This window comes from bacterium, assembly GCA_016124905.1.
Taxonomy (GTDB): domain Bacteria; phylum Pseudomonadota; class Alphaproteobacteria; order Rickettsiales; family RI-342; genus RI-342.
On the sequence record WGMV01000040.1, the window covers coordinates 1 to 14600 of the forward strand.

General features: G+C 59.5%; 16 protein-coding genes. 6 read left to right on the forward strand and 10 right to left on the reverse strand.

Going from position 1 to position 14600, the window contains the following annotated elements; genetic code table 11:
- Window positions 1–166 precede the first annotated feature (166 nt).
- Window positions 167–604: a phasin family protein gene (locus GC177_09870; GenBank protein ID MBI1276259.1), complete on the reverse strand. Its 438-nt coding sequence runs from the start codon at window positions 602–604 to the stop codon at window positions 167–169.
- A gap of 162 nt (window positions 605–766) precedes the next feature.
- Between GC177_09870 and nth the strand changes: the two genes are divergently transcribed.
- Window positions 767–1417: an endonuclease III gene (gene nth, locus GC177_09875; protein MBI1276260.1), complete on the forward strand. Its 651-nt coding sequence runs from the start codon at window positions 767–769 to the stop codon at window positions 1415–1417.
- 5 nt (window positions 1418–1422) lie between these two features.
- Here the strand turns inward: nth and GC177_09880 are convergent, their stop codons facing one another.
- The 3 genes from GC177_09880 to GC177_09890 form a co-directional block, all read right to left on the reverse strand.
- Complete coding sequence (locus GC177_09880) at window positions 1423–1731, reverse strand: hypothetical protein (GenBank protein MBI1276261.1); 309 nt, start codon at window positions 1729–1731, stop codon at window positions 1423–1425.
- An 82-nt stretch (window positions 1732–1813) separates the two neighbouring features.
- On the reverse strand, window positions 1814–3742 hold the full coding sequence (locus tag GC177_09885; protein ID MBI1276262.1) for an ABC transporter substrate-binding protein: 1929 nt from the start codon (window positions 3740–3742) through the stop codon (window positions 1814–1816).
- Window positions 3743–3781: 39 nt separating this feature from the next.
- Entirely contained in the window at window positions 3782–4306 is a 525-nt protein-coding gene (locus GC177_09890) for a c-type cytochrome (GenBank protein ID MBI1276263.1), read from the reverse strand.
- Between the two features lie 147 nt (window positions 4307–4453).
- Between GC177_09890 and GC177_09895 the strand changes: the two genes are divergently transcribed.
- From GC177_09895 to GC177_09905, 3 genes are all read left to right on the forward strand, one after another.
- A complete protein-coding gene (locus tag GC177_09895) occupies window positions 4454–5209 on the forward strand; it encodes a 3-deoxy-manno-octulosonate cytidylyltransferase (protein ID MBI1276264.1) in 756 nt (251 codons plus the stop codon).
- An 86-nt stretch (window positions 5210–5295) separates the two neighbouring features.
- On the forward strand, window positions 5296–6186 hold the full coding sequence (locus GC177_09900) for an adenosine kinase (GenBank protein ID MBI1276265.1): 891 nt from the start codon (window positions 5296–5298) through the stop codon (window positions 6184–6186).
- 162 nt (window positions 6187–6348) lie between these two features.
- Window positions 6349–7062: a phosphatase PAP2 family protein gene (locus GC177_09905; GenBank protein MBI1276266.1), complete on the forward strand. Its 714-nt coding sequence runs from the start codon at window positions 6349–6351 to the stop codon at window positions 7060–7062.
- A 3-nt stretch (window positions 7063–7065) separates the two neighbouring features.
- Here GC177_09905 and GC177_09910 read toward each other — a convergent pair whose 3' ends face one another.
- The 5 genes from GC177_09910 to GC177_09930 are packed head-to-tail and all read right to left on the reverse strand — an operon-like array spanning window position 7066 to window position 11015.
- Complete coding sequence (locus GC177_09910) at window positions 7066–7857, reverse strand: pyrroline-5-carboxylate reductase (GenBank protein ID MBI1276267.1); 792 nt, start codon at window positions 7855–7857, stop codon at window positions 7066–7068.
- On the reverse strand, window positions 7857–8060 hold the full coding sequence (locus GC177_09915; protein MBI1276268.1) for a DUF1289 domain-containing protein: 204 nt from the start codon (window positions 8058–8060) through the stop codon (window positions 7857–7859). Before GC177_09915 ends, GC177_09910 begins: the two co-directional genes overlap by 1 nt.
- A complete protein-coding gene (locus GC177_09920; GenBank protein ID MBI1276269.1) occupies window positions 8057–8560 on the reverse strand; it encodes a GNAT family N-acetyltransferase in 504 nt (167 codons plus the stop codon). Before GC177_09920 ends, GC177_09915 begins: the two co-directional genes overlap by 4 nt.
- Window positions 8557–9348 (reverse strand): peptidoglycan editing factor PgeF, encoded by a 792-nt coding sequence (pgeF, locus tag GC177_09925; GenBank protein ID MBI1276270.1) that lies wholly within the window; start codon window positions 9346–9348, stop codon window positions 8557–8559. Before pgeF ends, GC177_09920 begins: the two co-directional genes overlap by 4 nt.
- A 53-nt stretch (window positions 9349–9401) precedes the next feature.
- Window positions 9402–11015 carry a hypothetical protein gene (locus GC177_09930; protein MBI1276271.1) on the reverse strand — a complete coding sequence of 538 codons (1614 nt, stop codon included), beginning with the start codon at window positions 11013–11015 and terminating at the stop codon, window positions 9402–9404.
- Window positions 11016–11036: 21 nt separating this feature from the next.
- Here GC177_09930 and GC177_09935 point away from each other — a divergent pair, with 21 nt between their 5' ends.
- Entirely contained in the window at window positions 11037–11663 is a 627-nt protein-coding gene (locus tag GC177_09935) for a hypothetical protein (GenBank protein ID MBI1276272.1), read from the forward strand.
- A gap of 51 nt (window positions 11664–11714) precedes the next feature.
- Window positions 11715–12794, forward strand: a complete 1080-nt coding sequence (locus tag GC177_09940) for a hypothetical protein (GenBank protein ID MBI1276273.1) — start codon at window positions 11715–11717, stop codon at window positions 12792–12794.
- On the opposite strand, the gene GC177_09945 is transcribed toward GC177_09940, so the two are convergent.
- The gene (locus GC177_09945) at window positions 12769–14592 is read right to left on the reverse strand and encodes a M3 family oligoendopeptidase (GenBank protein ID MBI1276274.1); all 1824 of its coding nucleotides are present in this window, start codon (window positions 14590–14592) and stop codon (window positions 12769–12771) included. The two genes, GC177_09940 and GC177_09945, sit on opposite strands and share 26 nt — an antisense overlap.
- Between the last annotated feature and the right edge of the window lie 8 nt (window positions 14593–14600).

The window sequence follows — 14600 nt, forward strand, 5'->3', positions numbered from 1 at the left end:
ACGCTTATCAGGCGTGCGCTCTAACCACCTGAGCTACATGCCCTCGCCATGGCGAGGAAATTCAGAGGGGCCTACATACGCTGCCAGAACGCGCTTGTCAAAGCGTTTTGGCAAGAAAAAAGGCCCGGGGCAATGCCCGGGCCTTTTGACAGAATCAAAAGCGCGATTAAGCAGCTTTCTTGACGGCTTCGCCGAACTCTTCAATGTTCTTCACCACGCGGTTGCTGATGACGTCCAGCACTTCCACGTTGGATTTGGAGGCCATTTCGGCCAGTTCGCGGAAGTTGTTGAAGGAATTGGCCATCCAATGTTTAGCATAGTCGGCCTGCTTGGCAGCACCGGCTTCCGGAGAACCGGCACCGAGCACGTCTTTGGCGTTTTTCAGCACGCCTTCGAGTTGCTCCTGCATCAGTTCAGCCTGGCGGCGGGACAGAGCCTGGAAGCTTTCAGCCAGAACCTGATGGGCAGCGGAGAAGGCTTCCATGTTGCGGCGCTGGATGTTGAAAAAGCTGGTGAAATCTACGGACGGAAGACGGAATTCAGCGAACATTTTGCTGTAATCGGGAAAATTGCCAAAATTGTTGGCAGTTTTGTTGGTAGCCATGGGAAACCCCTTTGGAAAAAACAATAGGTATACAAAAGAAGGCGCAGCTTGCACCTTAACTGACTTCCTTATACGCTCTGAAAATGGGTTCGTCAAGCGCTTTTGTGCAGTGCACAAAATCTATTTGAGCCCAGTGTTTTCAAGCTGTTCGACGATGGTACAATGGCCAAGGAAAGCTATGCCTTATTGCAGAAGCGGGCGGATAAAATCTTTGCAATTTTATCCGGCCTGAACCCGCATCCGGAGACGGAACTGCATTTTACCAATCATTTTACGCTGCTGGTGGCGGTGGTGCTTTCCGCCCAGGCGACGGATGCGGGCGTGAACAAGGCAACCCCTGCCCTGTTTACCATTGCCAACACGCCGGAAAAGATGGCCGCGCTCGGGGTGGAGCGGCTGGAGGGCTATATCAAGACCATCGGCCTGTATAAGGCCAAGGCGAAGAACGTGATCGCGCTTTCGCGCATGCTGGTGGAGGAATATGGCAGCCGTGTGCCGGATAAGCATGAGGACCTGATGCGCCTGCCCGGCGTGGGCCGCAAGACGGCCAATGTGATCCTCAACTGCGCCTTCGGCCAGCCGACCATGGCGGTGGATACGCATGTGTTCCGCCTGGCGCACCGGCTGGGCTTCAGCCGTGGAAAAACACCCGAGGCGGTGGAACAGGACCTGCTGAAAGTGATCCCGGAGAAATGGATGCAGCATGCGCACTACTGGCTGATTTTGCACGGGCGCTATGTGTGCAAGGCGCGGGCGCCGAAATGCGCGGAATGCGCGATTGCGGATTATTGCCCGTCGGCGTTTGCGATATAGCCGCGCTAAACGGCGGTGTAGACAGGAACGGCCATGGCTTCCTGCTGCGTTGTGTCCGTATGATCCACGATGATCAAATCGCCTTGAGATCCGTCCTCGATGTTCCATTGATGCGCCATTGTGGCGGCCCCCTCCAGGTTAAGCCCGGTGAGGATCAATTCATCTTGCTGTGCCGGGTAGCCATTTGCCACCAACGGAATGGCCTGCGCCGCATAATCCGCAAGCATTGCATCCACATTGGATGAGCCCGGGCTAATGATTACCGTACTGAACACACCATCTTGTTTAACTGTGGCTTGCTTAACTGTGGTCATTTCATCCTCCAATTTCTGCGCTCACGCTAATGGGCGAGGAGGAACAAATCGTGACAGAAATGCGAAAAATTGATGACAAAGCCTAGTGTTTTGCCGGCTCGGCGGATTTGCTCCACCAGGTGTGAGGGAAGCCGAGGCCATAGTCGGGGCGCTTGTCGGGGCGGCCGAATTTATCCCAGTAGATGATGCGGAAGCTCTTGAGGTGCCAACCGGGGATGGCGATGTATTCGTTCAGTAGCACGCGGTCGAGCGCATGGGTGGCGGTGACCAGGGCCGTGCGGTTAGGGGCGGAGACAATGGATTCCACCAGCGCATCCACGGCAGGGTTTTGCAGACCGGCGAGGTTGCGGCTGCCCTGCACGTTGGCCTTGCTGGAATGCCAGAAGTCGATTTGCTCATTACCAGGGCTCATGGACTGGGGAATGACATCGGTCACCATATCGAAATCGAACTGTTCCAGCCGTTTCTGGAATTGCGCATCGTCTACCAGGCGGATGCGGGCGTCGATGCCCAGGCGCTTGAGGTTCTGCACCAGGGAAGCCAGCACGCGCTCCATGGAGGGCATGTCGATGAGGAATTCGATGGTGAAGGGCTCCCCGGTCATGCCGTCTACCAGCTGGCCGTTCTTCACCAGCCAGCCCGCGCGGGTGAGCAGCTCCTTCGCCTTAATGAGGTTGGCGCGCATGTCGCCGGGTTCCTCATTGACCGGCAGGCTAAACGGCGTGGTGAAGAGTTGCGGCGGCAGCTTGCTTTCCCAGCGCTTAAGCAGGTTCAGTTCGTCATTGGAAGGAAGGCCGCTGCTGGCCAGCTCGGAATTGCTGAAATAGCTGAGGCTGCGATGGTAGCCGCTGTAAAAGAGATTTTTGTTGGCCCATTCGAAGTTGAATGCCAGCGTGATGGCTTCCCGTGTCAGGCAGTTTTTGAACTTGTCGCGGCGCAGGTTGAAGATGAAACCCTGCATGCCGGTTGGGATTTTGTGGGAGATTTCCTCCTTCTTCAGTTTGCCGCTCTGAATCGCAGGGGTGTTGTAGGCCTTGGCCCAGAGGCGGGCGATGTTCTCCTGACGGAAATCATATTCACCGGCTTTCAGCGCTTCGATGGCCACTGTCTCGTCGCGGTAGTAATCCACCTGGATGGTGTCGAAATTATAGCGGCCGCGGTTGATGGGCAGGTTCTTTGCCCAGTAACCGTCACGGCGCTTGTAGCGGATGCTTTTGCCGGGGATGGCCTCGGCCACCTCGTAAGGCCCGCTGCCCATGGGCGCGAGCAGGCCGGGCTGGGTGACGTCGTGCTTTTCGTAAAAGGCTTTAGAGGTAATCGGGAACTGGCCGAGGATGAGGGCCAGCTCGCGGTTGTCGCCATGTTTGAAGGTAAAGCGCACGGTGCGGGCGTCTTTCGCCTCGGCCTTTTCCACGTCGCGGTAATAGGCGCGGTAGACGGGGTGGCCCTTCTCGCGCAGCATGTTAAAGGTCCAGACCACATCGGCCGCGGTGACGGGAGAACCGTCGCGGAATTTCGCCTCCGGCCGCAGCACATATTCCACCCAGCGGTTATCCTTGGGACGACGAACAGACTCCGCCAGCAGGCCGTATTCGCTGGAGGCCTCATCTTCCACATTATCCAGCAGCGTGTCGAACAGCAGGCCGATGGAATTGGCGCCGACGCCGCGCAGGATGAAAGGGTTGAGGCTATCAAAGGTGCCGATGGCGGCCAGCCTTACCGATCCGCCCTTCGGGGCATCGGGGTTGACGTAATCGAGATGGGTGAAGTCTTTGGGGTATTTCAGTTTGTCCATCAGCGTGATGCCGTGGGTGGTCTGGACCTCGTCGAGCGTGTCGAGGTCTTCATCCAGCGCCAGGGCGTGGATGGGTGCCACAACCAGCACCCAGAAGGACAGAGCCAGCGCAGCAGCATGCTTTAACCGCGATCGCCGCTCCGGCCGACCGGGTTTTGCGCCAACCTCACACCGGCCGCCGCTATCCAGAGGCTTGCGGGTGAGGTTGGGCTCCATAAAAATCCTGCGGGTTGGGCTTTCCGAAAAGAGAAAGGCTTATTTCAGCGTGCTCAGATACGCCACCAGGTCGGCGCGTTCTTCCGGTTTGGCAATGCCCGCGAAGGACATTTTGGTGCCCGGCACGAAATCCTTCGGCTTTTTCAGGAAGTGCAGCAGGTCTTCCTCGGTCCAGGTGCCGCCTTTTTCCTGCATGGCCTTGGAGTAAGCGAAGTCAGCCGCATGGGCTTTCTTGTTGCCGACGATGCCGTAGAGATTCGGGCCGACGCGGTTTGGGCCGCCCTTGGTGAAATCGTGGCAGGCGGCGCATTTTTTTACTACCGCTTCGCCGCGCTTGGCATCGGCGGCGGCCATCAGGGCCTTCACATCCAGCACTTCAGGTTTGGCGGGTTCGGCGGCGACGGCAGCGCCCGTTTCCTCTTCCGCCACTTCCACCTTGAAGCCGCGCTTGGTCGCATCGTGATGGGGGTCGTACAATGCGCCGGTGACGGTACCGACGATCATGGCGATAAGGCCGGAAAGAAGGATGGCGGCGGCAATCTTATTCAATTCGAACGAGTTCATGGGCGAGCACCTAAAGGGTTAGGCTTGGAATTAAACGGTTAGGCTTGCGCGTGACGCAGCCCCCTTATAATGGGTTAGTTGTCCAGCCACACGCTGCGAGTTATGTACGAAGTTTACAATGGTTTGTCCACTAAGGTTTGTTTGGCGATGAAAACATGCATCCTCATTCCCGCCCGAATGGCTTCCGCCCGGTTGCCGGGGAAGCCATTAAAGGAAATCGGCGGTATGCCGATGGTCGTGAGGGTATGGCATCAGGCCATGAAAGCGGGCATCGGCCCCGTGGCGGTGGCGACCGACCATGAGGGAATTAAAACCGCCATCGAAACGGCCGGAGGCACGGCCATCATGACGCCGTCGGATCTGCCGAGCGGGACGGACCGCATATGGAACGCCTTTCAGCAGTTCGCGCAGGGCCGGGATGCCGAGGTCATTGTTAATCTTCAGGGCGACCTTCCCTTTATTGCGCCGGAGGATGTGCGAAAGGCGGCTGCCGTGGCCGATGCCGACATCAATACCCTGGCCTGCCCTATCACGCATGAGGGGGCATGGCACAAGCATCATATCGTTAAGGCCGTGTTCGCCGGAAATACCGCACCGGGTGGAAGGGCGCTTTATTTCAGCCGTGCCGCCCTGCCCTTCAGCGGGCACGGGCATAAAAAGGGCGATATCTGGGGCTGGGAGCATATCGGCATTTATGCCTACCGGCGCGCGGCGCTGGAGCGGTTCGTCGCACTGCCGCCAAGCGCGCTGGAACATATTGAGAAGCTGGAACAGCTGCGCGCGCTGGAAGCGGGCATGCGCATCCACGTGGCCACGGTGGAAAAAGCCCCGCTGGCGGTGGATACACCCGACGACCTGGAAAACGCCAACCAATATGCCAACACAATAGGAGAAAATGCGTGAACAAAGATCTGGACGTAGTGGGCATTGGCAATGCCATTGTGGATGTGCTGGCCAATTGCGATGACGGTTTTCTGATTACGCATGGCATGGCCAAAGGCGCCATGACCCTGATTGACGAGGAACGGGCCAAGAGCATCTATGCCGCCATGAGCACCAGCATGGAATGCAGCGGCGGCTCCGCCGCCAACAGCCTGGCGGGCATCGCGCAGCTGGGCGGCAAGGCGGGCTTCATCGGCAAAGTGTATGAGGACCAGCTCGGCGCCATCTTCCGGCACGACATGAACAGCATCGGCGTACAGTTTTCCACGCCCGCCGCCACGAGCGGCAAAAGCACGGCGCTGTGCATGATCCTCGTCACACCCGATGCGCAACGCACCATGAACACCTTCATCGGCGCCAGCAACCTCCTTAGCGTGGCGGACATGGACGAGGAGCTCATCAAACGCGCCAAGGTGCTGTATGTGGAAGGCTATCTGTGGGACGACCCGAACACGATCGAATCGCTGCGCGCGGCCATCGCGCTGGCGCAGAAACATGAGACGATCGTGGCCTTCACCCTCTCCGACCGGTTTTGCGTGGAACGCCACCACGCCTCCTTCATGGATCTCATCAAAAGCAGCGTGGACTGGCTGTTTGCCAATGAAAGCGAACTGGAAGCGCTGACCGGCGAAAGCGACTTCGATGCAGGCAAAAACAAATTGCGCGAATGGGTGCACATGGCCGCCATCACCCGCAGCGAAAAAGGATCCGTGCTGGTGCGCGGGCGCGATGAGGTGGTCATCCCCGCCATCACCGCGGGTCCCGTGGTGGACACGACCGGCGCGGGCGACCTTTATGCCAGCGGCGTGCTCTACGGACTGACGCACGGCATGTCGCTGGAGGAAGCCGGAACGCTCGGCTCCAAACTCGCAGGCCATATCATCACCCATATCGGTGCACGCAGCCAGACGCCGTTACGCTCCTTGCTTGCGGCCTGACGCGGGGGCGTTGCCCCCACCCACCCCACCAAGGGCCTAGGCCCTTGGATCCCGGGATTTCTTTAGCGGCCCCACACATGGGGCCGCTAAAGAAATAATGGGGTTCTAGGGGTCTAGACCCCTAGCAGGGTGCGGGACAGCGTCCCGCGTAAGGAGGCAAATATGGTACGCTTAATGGGTTACTGGCTGCTGGCGGCGGCGCTGGTGGCGAGCTGGCTGGTATGGCCGCAGACGCGGGCCTTGTGGGACGTGGCGGACAGGGTGGTGTTTTATCATTTGAACGGGCTGCTGGCGCATGGGCCGTTGCAGATCATCCTGGCGGTGGCAAATAACCGGCTGGCGGATGTGGTGGTCGGGCTCATCATGGTGGGCATGCTGGTGGCATGGGTGCGCAGCACGGATGGCGAGGCACGGTTTGAGCGTGTGGCGGCGGGCGGCATCATGATTCTGTTCGCGCTGGTGGTGATGCAGGCGCAGCGGCTGGCGCTGGATGTGTCGCGCCTGAGCCCGAGCCTGGTGCTGACGCCGGTTTACAAGCTGTCGCAACTACAGCCCTGGGCCATGCCGAAAGATAGTTCGGAAGGCAGCTTTCCCGGTGACCATGCGGCGGTGCTGCTGATGTTCGCCTGGTTTGCGGTAGCGAAAATGGGGCGTGTTTATGGAAGGCCGACCACCCTGCTTGCGGTGCTGTTCTGCCTGCCGCGCCTGTTCAGCGGGGCGCACTGGTTTACGGATATCGCGGTGGGGTCGGTTGCCATTGCGCTGGTGGCCATGCCTCTGGTGCTGTATGCGCCCTTCATGCGCAGCCTCCAGCACGGCGTTGCCAGGCTGCTTCAAAAAATCACGCCGATTGGGGCCATCATCCGGCGGCTTTGACGTTTATTTGCCCAGTTCCTTTCCACGCTGGGTGGCCTGCAGGATCCCCTGCTTCACCAACGGCTTCATGCCTGATGGCGCCATGAACACCTCAAGCGCGGCGGCCGTGGTGCCGCCGGGGCTGGTGACGCGCGCACGCAGGGTGGCAACATCGTCGGTGGATGCCGCGGCAAGCATGGAGGCGCCGAGCATGGTCTGGATGGCGGCTACGCGTGCGACCTCGGAGGAAAGGCCTTGGGCCACGCCCGCCTCGGTGAGGCATTCGATGAAATAAAACAGATAGGCGGGGCCGCTGCCGGCGAGTGCGGTGTAGGCGTCCATCTGGCTTTCATCCTCCAGCCAGAGGGTTTTGCCGACGGACTGCATCAGCGTTTCGGCAAGGTGGCGCTGGGCGGCTGTTGCGGTGCGGTTCGCCACCAGGCCCGTCATGCCCTGGCCAATCAACGCGGGTGTGTTGGGCATGGCGCGGATGACGGGCTGTGATTCGCCGAGCGCATGCTGGAATGTGGTGATGCGCGTGCCCGCGGCGATGGAGAGAAGAAGCGAGGCCTTCATCCAGGGCTGCTCCGCAAGAAGTGGAAGAACGTGGGTCATCTGTTGCGGTTTAACGGCAAGGATGACGGCATCGGGCGTGAGGGAGGATGGAAGGCCGGACAGGTCTTTATGCAGGTGGATGCCGTCCATCGGCTGGGCGTGGGGGTCCACCGCGTGGATGGTCGCATCCGCAAGCGATGAGAGCCAGCCCGATGCCAGCGCGCGGCCCATATTGCCGAAACCGATGAGCACCACTTGCATTATGCTTCTCCCCTCAGGCTGCGCAGCATCTCTTCCTGCCGCGCTTCAAAGCTTGCCCAGACGGCGCGTTTTTCATCGTCCGTCATGGTCAGCCAATTGGCAACCTCCTCCCGCGTGCGGAAGCAGCCGAGGCAGTAGCCCGTGTCGGGATCAAGCTTGCACACTTTCACGCAGGGCGTGGGGACTTGCGTTTCGGCGTTCATAGCAGCATCGCCTGCATGCCGCCGGATGCATTGGCCAATGACAGGAAGGCATCGCCACCGGCGGCATGGAAGCAGACGTCCCAGCGTTCGAAAAAGCCGAGCTTGGTGTAAAATTCCTTGGCTTCGTGATTTTGCTTTAGGCGTGTGAGGCTGATCCAGCGGCTGCCATGGTCTTTCGCCTGTGCCGCGAGCGCCAGGACGAGCTGCGTGGCAATGCCCTGGCGGCGAAAGCCCGGCTCCACCCAAAGATCGCCCAGATGCCAACCCGTGCTGGCGGAGAGCATGTCGTAACCCGGATAGGCCATCAGGAAAGCAACGGGCTGGCCCCCGGCTTCCGCCACCCAGATGACGCAATGCGGGTGCTGGCACAGCACATCGCGCCGGATGGCTTCTTCGTTAAATTCCGTTCTGCCTTCACCTTCGCTGGCGGCAAGCCGCTGCGCCATGCGCGCCACGGCCGCGACATCCTGCATGGCGATGGTGCGGATGGTCAGTTTCATCCCTGCCTCATGATGACGGAGAGCTGGCGGCCGTAATCCGGTTCGTTACGGTGCGTTGTGCGGCGGAAGCTGAAATAGCCCTGCTCGTCGGCGTAGGTGTCGTCCGGCAGGATGTCGATCTGTCGGATGCCGCTTGTCTGCAATTGGTGGCGGTTGTAGCCCTTAAGGTCAAACTGATGGTGGCCGGGTTTGCCGGGTGTGAAGAATTGCGCGTTGGTGGGTTTCTGATCCAGAAAACGCTGACGGAAGGCGTCGTCCACTTCATAGGATGACTGCGCGATACAGGGACCGATGCTGGCGCGGATGTTGTGCCTGCTGGCGCCGAGGGATTCCATGGCGACGATGGTGGAGAGCAGCACGCCGGTGAAGGCGCCTTTCCAACCCGCATGGGCGGCACCGATGACACCTGAGGCAGGGTCGGCGAAAAGGACGGGCGGGCAATCGGCCGTTAAAATGCCGAGCGCGATGCCGGGCAGCTTCGTGACCATTGCATCGCCTTCGCTGTAATAGACGGTATCGAAATCCTCTTCACCGGCAATGATATGGCAGGTGGGGCTGTGAATCTGTTTGAGCGTGATAAGCCGCTCCGGCGCGGCGCCGATGGATTGTGCCACCAGCGCGCGGTTGGCCAGTACGCTGGGGCGTGCATCCTGCGAGCCGAGCGCACAGTTGAGCGTGGCGTGCACGCCTTCGCTCACACCGCCACGGCGGCCGAAGAAGCCATGCGAGATGCCTTTAAGCAGCAGGTGATCGGACTGGACGGAGGGGATGGCGATGGTTTCGGTCATGGATGTCTTTTCTGATTTGCCCTGCCTTCAAACAGGCCAGGGCGCTTTGGTTATTATAAGAACCCGGCGGGCGGGGGCAAGTGTGGCGACTGAATGGCCAGGGCCTTAAAGAGTTCGCCCATGGCATCGGGCGAGATGAGACGCTCCACCGCCCGGGCGATGGCCGTGCGGGCGGCATCATCCGCCTTGGCTGCCAGCATGGCGGCGCGTTCGCCGATGCCCATGCGGGTGAGAAAGGCACCCTGCATGGCGGCGCCAAAGGAGGCGGCACCGGCAGCCTGCGCCGTTTGCAGCAGACGGAGAAAATCCACATGCGCGGTGAGGTCGGCCTCCCCCGCCGTGGCGAGGATATCGGCATAGCGGTGCTGCCGCACAGCTTGAAGCGTGTCGCCCATTTCGCCATTGGCATAGCCGTAGTCGATGAAAAGCGCCGAGAGCGGTTGTGTGAGGCTGGCTTCGGCCAGGTGGCGCACCAGTTCATGCGCGGCGGGGCAATGTTCGGCCATCAAACCGGGCAAGGCCTGTTGCGGCGTTTCCACCCAGGGTAACGGACCGGCCGTATCGGCCAGGGTAAAATGAGCGGCGCCATTCTGGTCCAGCGCGACCATGCGCTGATGCCAGCCACCTTCCATCAGCTGATATTGCTCGATCGGCAGGGCATCCAGAAATTCGTTGGCGACCAGGATGGTGGGACGGTCGATGGACGGCAGTTCATCCGGCCATTGAGTGATGGGGGCATGTGCCGCCAGGGCTGTTTGCTGCTCCCGCTGCCGGGCCGGGCTGGCTTCCACCAGCCGTACCGAGAGCCCTTTCATTAAACCGGGCATCGCGCGCTCCAGTGCGTTCAGGCTGCGCAGCAGGTCGGCCATCATGGTGCCGCGGCCGGGGCCGAGTTCAACCAATTGCCATTGGGCAGGACTGCCCATGGCCTGCCAGCGGTCCGCCACCCAGATGCCGAGCATCTCGCCAAAAAGCTGGGAAATGTCGGGGGATGTGATGAAATCGCCCCCGGAACCGAACACGGATTGCCTGTTGTAATAGCCATGTTCCGGGTGTAAAAGTGCCGCCTCCATAAACCGTGCGACAGACACGGGCCCCTCTTTCTTCAGCCATGGCTCAAGCCAATTGGGCGCGCTTAGGTCAGGGGGAGTGGTGTTCATAAACTGGGATTGGCTGGAATGACAAAACATAATCTTGATGCACTTATTCAGCAAAGGCAAGGCCTGGAAAGCCTGGCTGAAGCCGCAATTGACGATGCCGGGCATAATAATGCGCCCGTGGAGTTGATGGCTTATCAGCCTAACCCGGATGGTTATGATTACGCGCTTATCCTGAAATCCTACAGCGATGTTGAGGGGCTTCCGAGTTTTGCCGCGGGAACCCAGGATGTGTGGCTGAATGTGCCCAATGGCATTCGTGTGAATGTGAGCACCTACAAAAAAGCGGAAAGGCTGCTTGAACAGCTGCATTACTGGAACCTCCGCGAGGCTAATGACTTGCCGGCAGATGAATATTGGACCCATCTGGAGGATTATCTTCGGCCGATATTTGGAGATGCTTTCAGCCTGGAACATGAAAACGACAAGCTTTTTGCCTGGATCGAGGCGCCCGTTTTCCTCAAAGGCCCGCTGAACAAACCTGAGGAGCAACGCAAATTCCTGAAGCATGTGCTGGGCTGGAAGGAAACCATGATCGATGAGCTGGTGCCTGACCTCAGGACTGCGCGCGGCGGCTCACGCGAAACGGACAGGCGTTATTTAGCTGCGCTCATGGCTGTTTGCGGCAATGATAATGTCAAGGTTGAGCCATGGCGGGCGGCCGCCATTCGTGAGAGCCGGGAAGAAGCCGGGGTGGAGCTGGATTCCATCCATCTTGGAAAACAGATGGGCGAATTTGATGTGGCGATTCACAGCAAACGCAGCCTGGATGCCAACGGGCCGCTTCGGCACGAGAAGCTCATCATGCTCTGCATGGAAGAAGGATTGCGCCTGGGAATGGCCAGCGAAGAAGTGGAAGATGACGCTACCGACGAAGCGCGGGAAGAGCCCGTTGTCCTGAACCTCCGGCAATGGCGGGAGCGTGTGGAAACGGCCATTCGCATCGTCGGTGTAACGAACGAAACCCTTGCCGCGGCCAATCGCTTTAATGCCATGCTCCAGCTTGGCCATGCGGTGCACGACCCGCTGGCCGCAGTGCTGCTGCCCATCAAAGGCGGCACCTTGGATGTGGAGGAGCCGAAGCATGACGCGCTGGCGAGGGCTGCCAAAGCGGAAAAACTGCTGGTTATCCCGGAAGTAACACGCATTCTCCCCTAAATTTCATGAAACCGTCATGCCATCATGCTGTATAAGGGCATGATGCATGTCATGACCGAAAATGATTTTCTGACCGACGCGACGTCTCTGCTGCGCCAGGCGGGCTATCAGCACCGCCAGGTGGGCGGGCTGGTTTACAGCGAGGACCGCGATACAGGACATTTCCGTTATGCCACGACGGTGAAGCATTACACGGGAACCGATTCGCCCCAATTGCCCGCGCTGGCGGCGGGATCAGTCAACTTATACCTGCTGCGGCACGGGGCGGATGGGTGGAAGGTGGCTTCCGCGCCGCTGAATAAGCCGGATCGCCTTATCGGGTTTTTGATGGAGCATGTGACGCAGGATGCGCTGGCGGCATGGCTGCGGGAATGCGGCATGGACGCATCGCTTGTCGATAAACTGCTTGGACAGGATGAGGCGAAACTCACGCATGAAGAAGTGCAATGGCTGGATGCGCTGCGGCAGAATGATTTTGACGAGGCGACGCTGGCCTTCCTGAAATCACGCCACCCGGAAACGCCGATGATGCTGGTGACGCGCGACATGCTGGATGCGGACGGCATGCCGGATATCGGCCTGATTACCGGCGATGCGTGGAGTGACAGCATCATTGCTGTGGAAGACTGGATGGCGGCGGCGATTCGCGAGACCTATGAAGAAGCGCGCATTGAGCCCGCGCGCTTTCGCGCGTTGCTTGGGGCGCCGCAGGCCGGTGCGGCACGGATTGCGGATGTGAAGCTGCACAGCCGCCGCAGCATCGAATGCGCCTTATCGCCCGTTTCCATGCGCTTGCTGGTGTTGCATGACGTGCTGGATGTGACGCTGCAGCAGACTGCCCACCCCGGCGTGCTGCACAACCCACTGCCCCCGCAGACGGATGAATACCCCGCCAGCCTGACATTGGCCGAATGGCGCAGCGGCGTGATGGCGGCCATTGCGCAGCAGGGCATCACGCCCAAGACGATGGCGGCCATCAATCGCTTTCATGCCGTGCTGGCCATTGCGCAGGAATTACATGACCCCGGCGCAGGCGCATGCGAGGCGATCGCCCATGCCTCCCTGCCCGCCGACGCGGCGAAGCAGGGCATGCAGGATTTCCGCCTCAGAGCGTTTCAAGCTCATCAATAAAGCCGGAGATGACGTTGAGGCCTTTTTGCCAGAAGGCGGGGGCTGTCGCATCCAGGCCGAAGGGGGCGAGAAGCTCCTTGTGGTGGAGCGTGCCACCGGCCTCGAGCATGGCGAAATATTTCTCCGGAAAGCCTTTGGGTTTTTCCAGATAGGCGGCGTAGAGGGCGTTGACCAGGCAATCGCCGAAGGCATAGGCATAGACGTAAAAGGGCGAGTGGATGAAGTGGGAGATATAGGCCCAGTAGCCGCGATAGTGATCGTCGAATTTCAGAGCAGGCCCTAAGGATTCTTTCTGCACATCCATCCAGATGTCGCAGATCTTTTCCTGCGGGATTTCGCCTTTGGCGCGTTCGGCATGGATGCGGCGCTCGAACTCGCAGAAAGCGACCTGACGCACGACGGTATTCAGCATGTCCTCCACTTTGGAAGCAAGCATGGCCTTGCGCTTTTTCTTGTCCTTCTGCTGGTCAAGCAGGGCACGAAAGGTGAGCTGCTCGCCGAAGACGGAGGCGGTTTCAGCCAGGGTCAGCGGGGTGTCGGCCATCAGCGCACCCTGTTTGGCGGAAAGCACCTGATGCACGCCGTGGCCGAGCTCGTGCGCGAGCGTCATGACATCGCGCAATTTTCCCTGGAAGTTGAGCAGCAGGTAAGGATGCACCGACGGCACGGTGGGATGCGCGAACGCACCCGTGGCTTTGCCGGGGCGGGTGGGCACGTCGATCCACGGTTTGTCGAAAAATTCCTGGCCGAGCTCGCGCAGTTTGGGGCTGAAGCGGCCATAGGCATCCAGCACGGTGTCGCGCGCGCGCTCCCAGGTGAAGGGTTGATCGGCATCCTCGGGAATGGGGGCATTACGATCCCAGTAATTCAGTTGCTTCTGCTTGAACCAGCCCGCTTTCATTTTGTAATAGCGGTGGGAGAGTTTGGGGTAGCTTTTCTTGACCGCCTTCAGCAGTGCGTCCACCACATCGTCTTCCACCAGGTTGGCGAGGTTGCGGCTGGAGATGGGGGCCTTGAAGCCGCGCAGACGGTCCTCGATGGCTTTGTCTTTGGCCAGTACGTTGGTGATGGTGGTGAAGATGGGCAGGTTGGCGTTGAAGGTTTTGCCGAGGCTGTGCGCGGCTTTTTTACGTGTGGCGGCGTCCTTGCCGGAAAGCAGGTGGAGGACCTGTTCCAGCTGCATCTTCTTGCCGTCCATCTCGAATGTCAGGCGCGTGAGGGTTTCGTCGAACAGGCGGCTCCATGCCTGCGCGCCGGTGATGGATTTTTCGTGCAGGAGTTTCTCTTCAATCTCGCTCAGTTGGTAGGGCTTCATGATGCGCACGTCGCGGAGCCAGGGAGCATAATGGGCGAGCTTTTTGCTTTCCTTGATCGCCTGCTTGAGTTTCTTTTCATCCAGCGCGTTGATTTCCAGCGAAAAGAAAATCAGGTGCGTGGTGTGTTCGTTCAGGGCTTCGAGCGTGTTCTGGTAGAAGCGGGTGTAATCGCCATTGAGCATGTCGGTGGCATTCAGCAGTGAGGCGTAGCTGCCGAGCTTGCCGATGAGTTCGTGAAGGTTTTCGTATTTCGAGATGGCTTTGCCGAGTTCATCGCCGGAGAGTTTGGATACTTTGCCCTGGTAGGATTTCTGAAACGAGACGGCATCTTTCGCGACTTTCTCAATGTCTGCTTTGACCGACGCATGGGTGTGGGAGGGGTAGAAATCCGTGAGGTCCCATGTGGGGAGTGGGGATTTTTTGGCTACGGATTCGAGGGCTGGTTTTTTGGTTTTTGCTGCAGCTTTTTTGGAGGCGGGCATGGTGGTCT

Excerpts from the sequence above, each read along its gene's own strand:
- nth (MBI1276260.1), top strand. The coding sequence starts at position 767 with ATGGCCAAGGAAAGCTATGCCTTATTGCAGAAGCGGGCGGATAAAATC.
- GC177_09870 (MBI1276259.1), bottom strand. The coding sequence starts at position 604 with ATGGCTACCAACAAAACTGCCAACAATTTTGGCAATTTTCCCGATTAC.
- GC177_09880 (MBI1276261.1), bottom strand. The coding sequence starts at position 1,731 with ATGACCACAGTTAAGCAAGCCACAGTTAAACAAGATGGTGTGTTCAGT.
- GC177_09920 (MBI1276269.1), bottom strand. The coding sequence starts at position 8,560 with ATGAAACTGACCATCCGCACCATCGCCATGCAGGATGTCGCGGCCGTG.
- pgeF (MBI1276270.1), bottom strand. The coding sequence starts at position 9,348 with ATGACCGAAACCATCGCCATCCCCTCCGTCCAGTCCGATCACCTGCTG.
- GC177_09935 (MBI1276272.1), top strand. The coding sequence starts at position 11,037 with ATGATCGATGAGCTGGTGCCTGACCTCAGGACTGCGCGCGGCGGCTCA.
- GC177_09885 (MBI1276262.1), bottom strand. The coding sequence starts at position 3,742 with ATGGAGCCCAACCTCACCCGCAAGCCTCTGGATAGCGGCGGCCGGTGT.
- GC177_09895 (MBI1276264.1), top strand. The coding sequence starts at position 4,454 with ATGAAAACATGCATCCTCATTCCCGCCCGAATGGCTTCCGCCCGGTTG.
- GC177_09905 (MBI1276266.1), top strand. The coding sequence starts at position 6,349 with ATGGTACGCTTAATGGGTTACTGGCTGCTGGCGGCGGCGCTGGTGGCG.
- GC177_09915 (MBI1276268.1), bottom strand. The coding sequence starts at position 8,060 with ATGAACGCCGAAACGCAAGTCCCCACGCCCTGCGTGAAAGTGTGCAAG.
- GC177_09910 (MBI1276267.1), bottom strand. The coding sequence starts at position 7,857 with ATGCAAGTGGTGCTCATCGGTTTCGGCAATATGGGCCGCGCGCTGGCA.
- GC177_09900 (MBI1276265.1), top strand. The coding sequence starts at position 5,296 with ATGGCCAAAGGCGCCATGACCCTGATTGACGAGGAACGGGCCAAGAGC.
- GC177_09940 (MBI1276273.1), top strand. The coding sequence starts at position 11,715 with ATGACCGAAAATGATTTTCTGACCGACGCGACGTCTCTGCTGCGCCAG.
- GC177_09890 (MBI1276263.1), bottom strand. The coding sequence starts at position 4,306 with ATGAACTCGTTCGAATTGAATAAGATTGCCGCCGCCATCCTTCTTTCC.
- GC177_09930 (MBI1276271.1), bottom strand. The coding sequence starts at position 11,015 with ATGCTTCAGGAATTTGCGTTGCTCCTCAGGTTTGTTCAGCGGGCCTTT.
- GC177_09945 (MBI1276274.1), bottom strand. The coding sequence starts at position 14,592 with ATGCCCGCCTCCAAAAAAGCTGCAGCAAAAACCAAAAAACCAGCCCTC.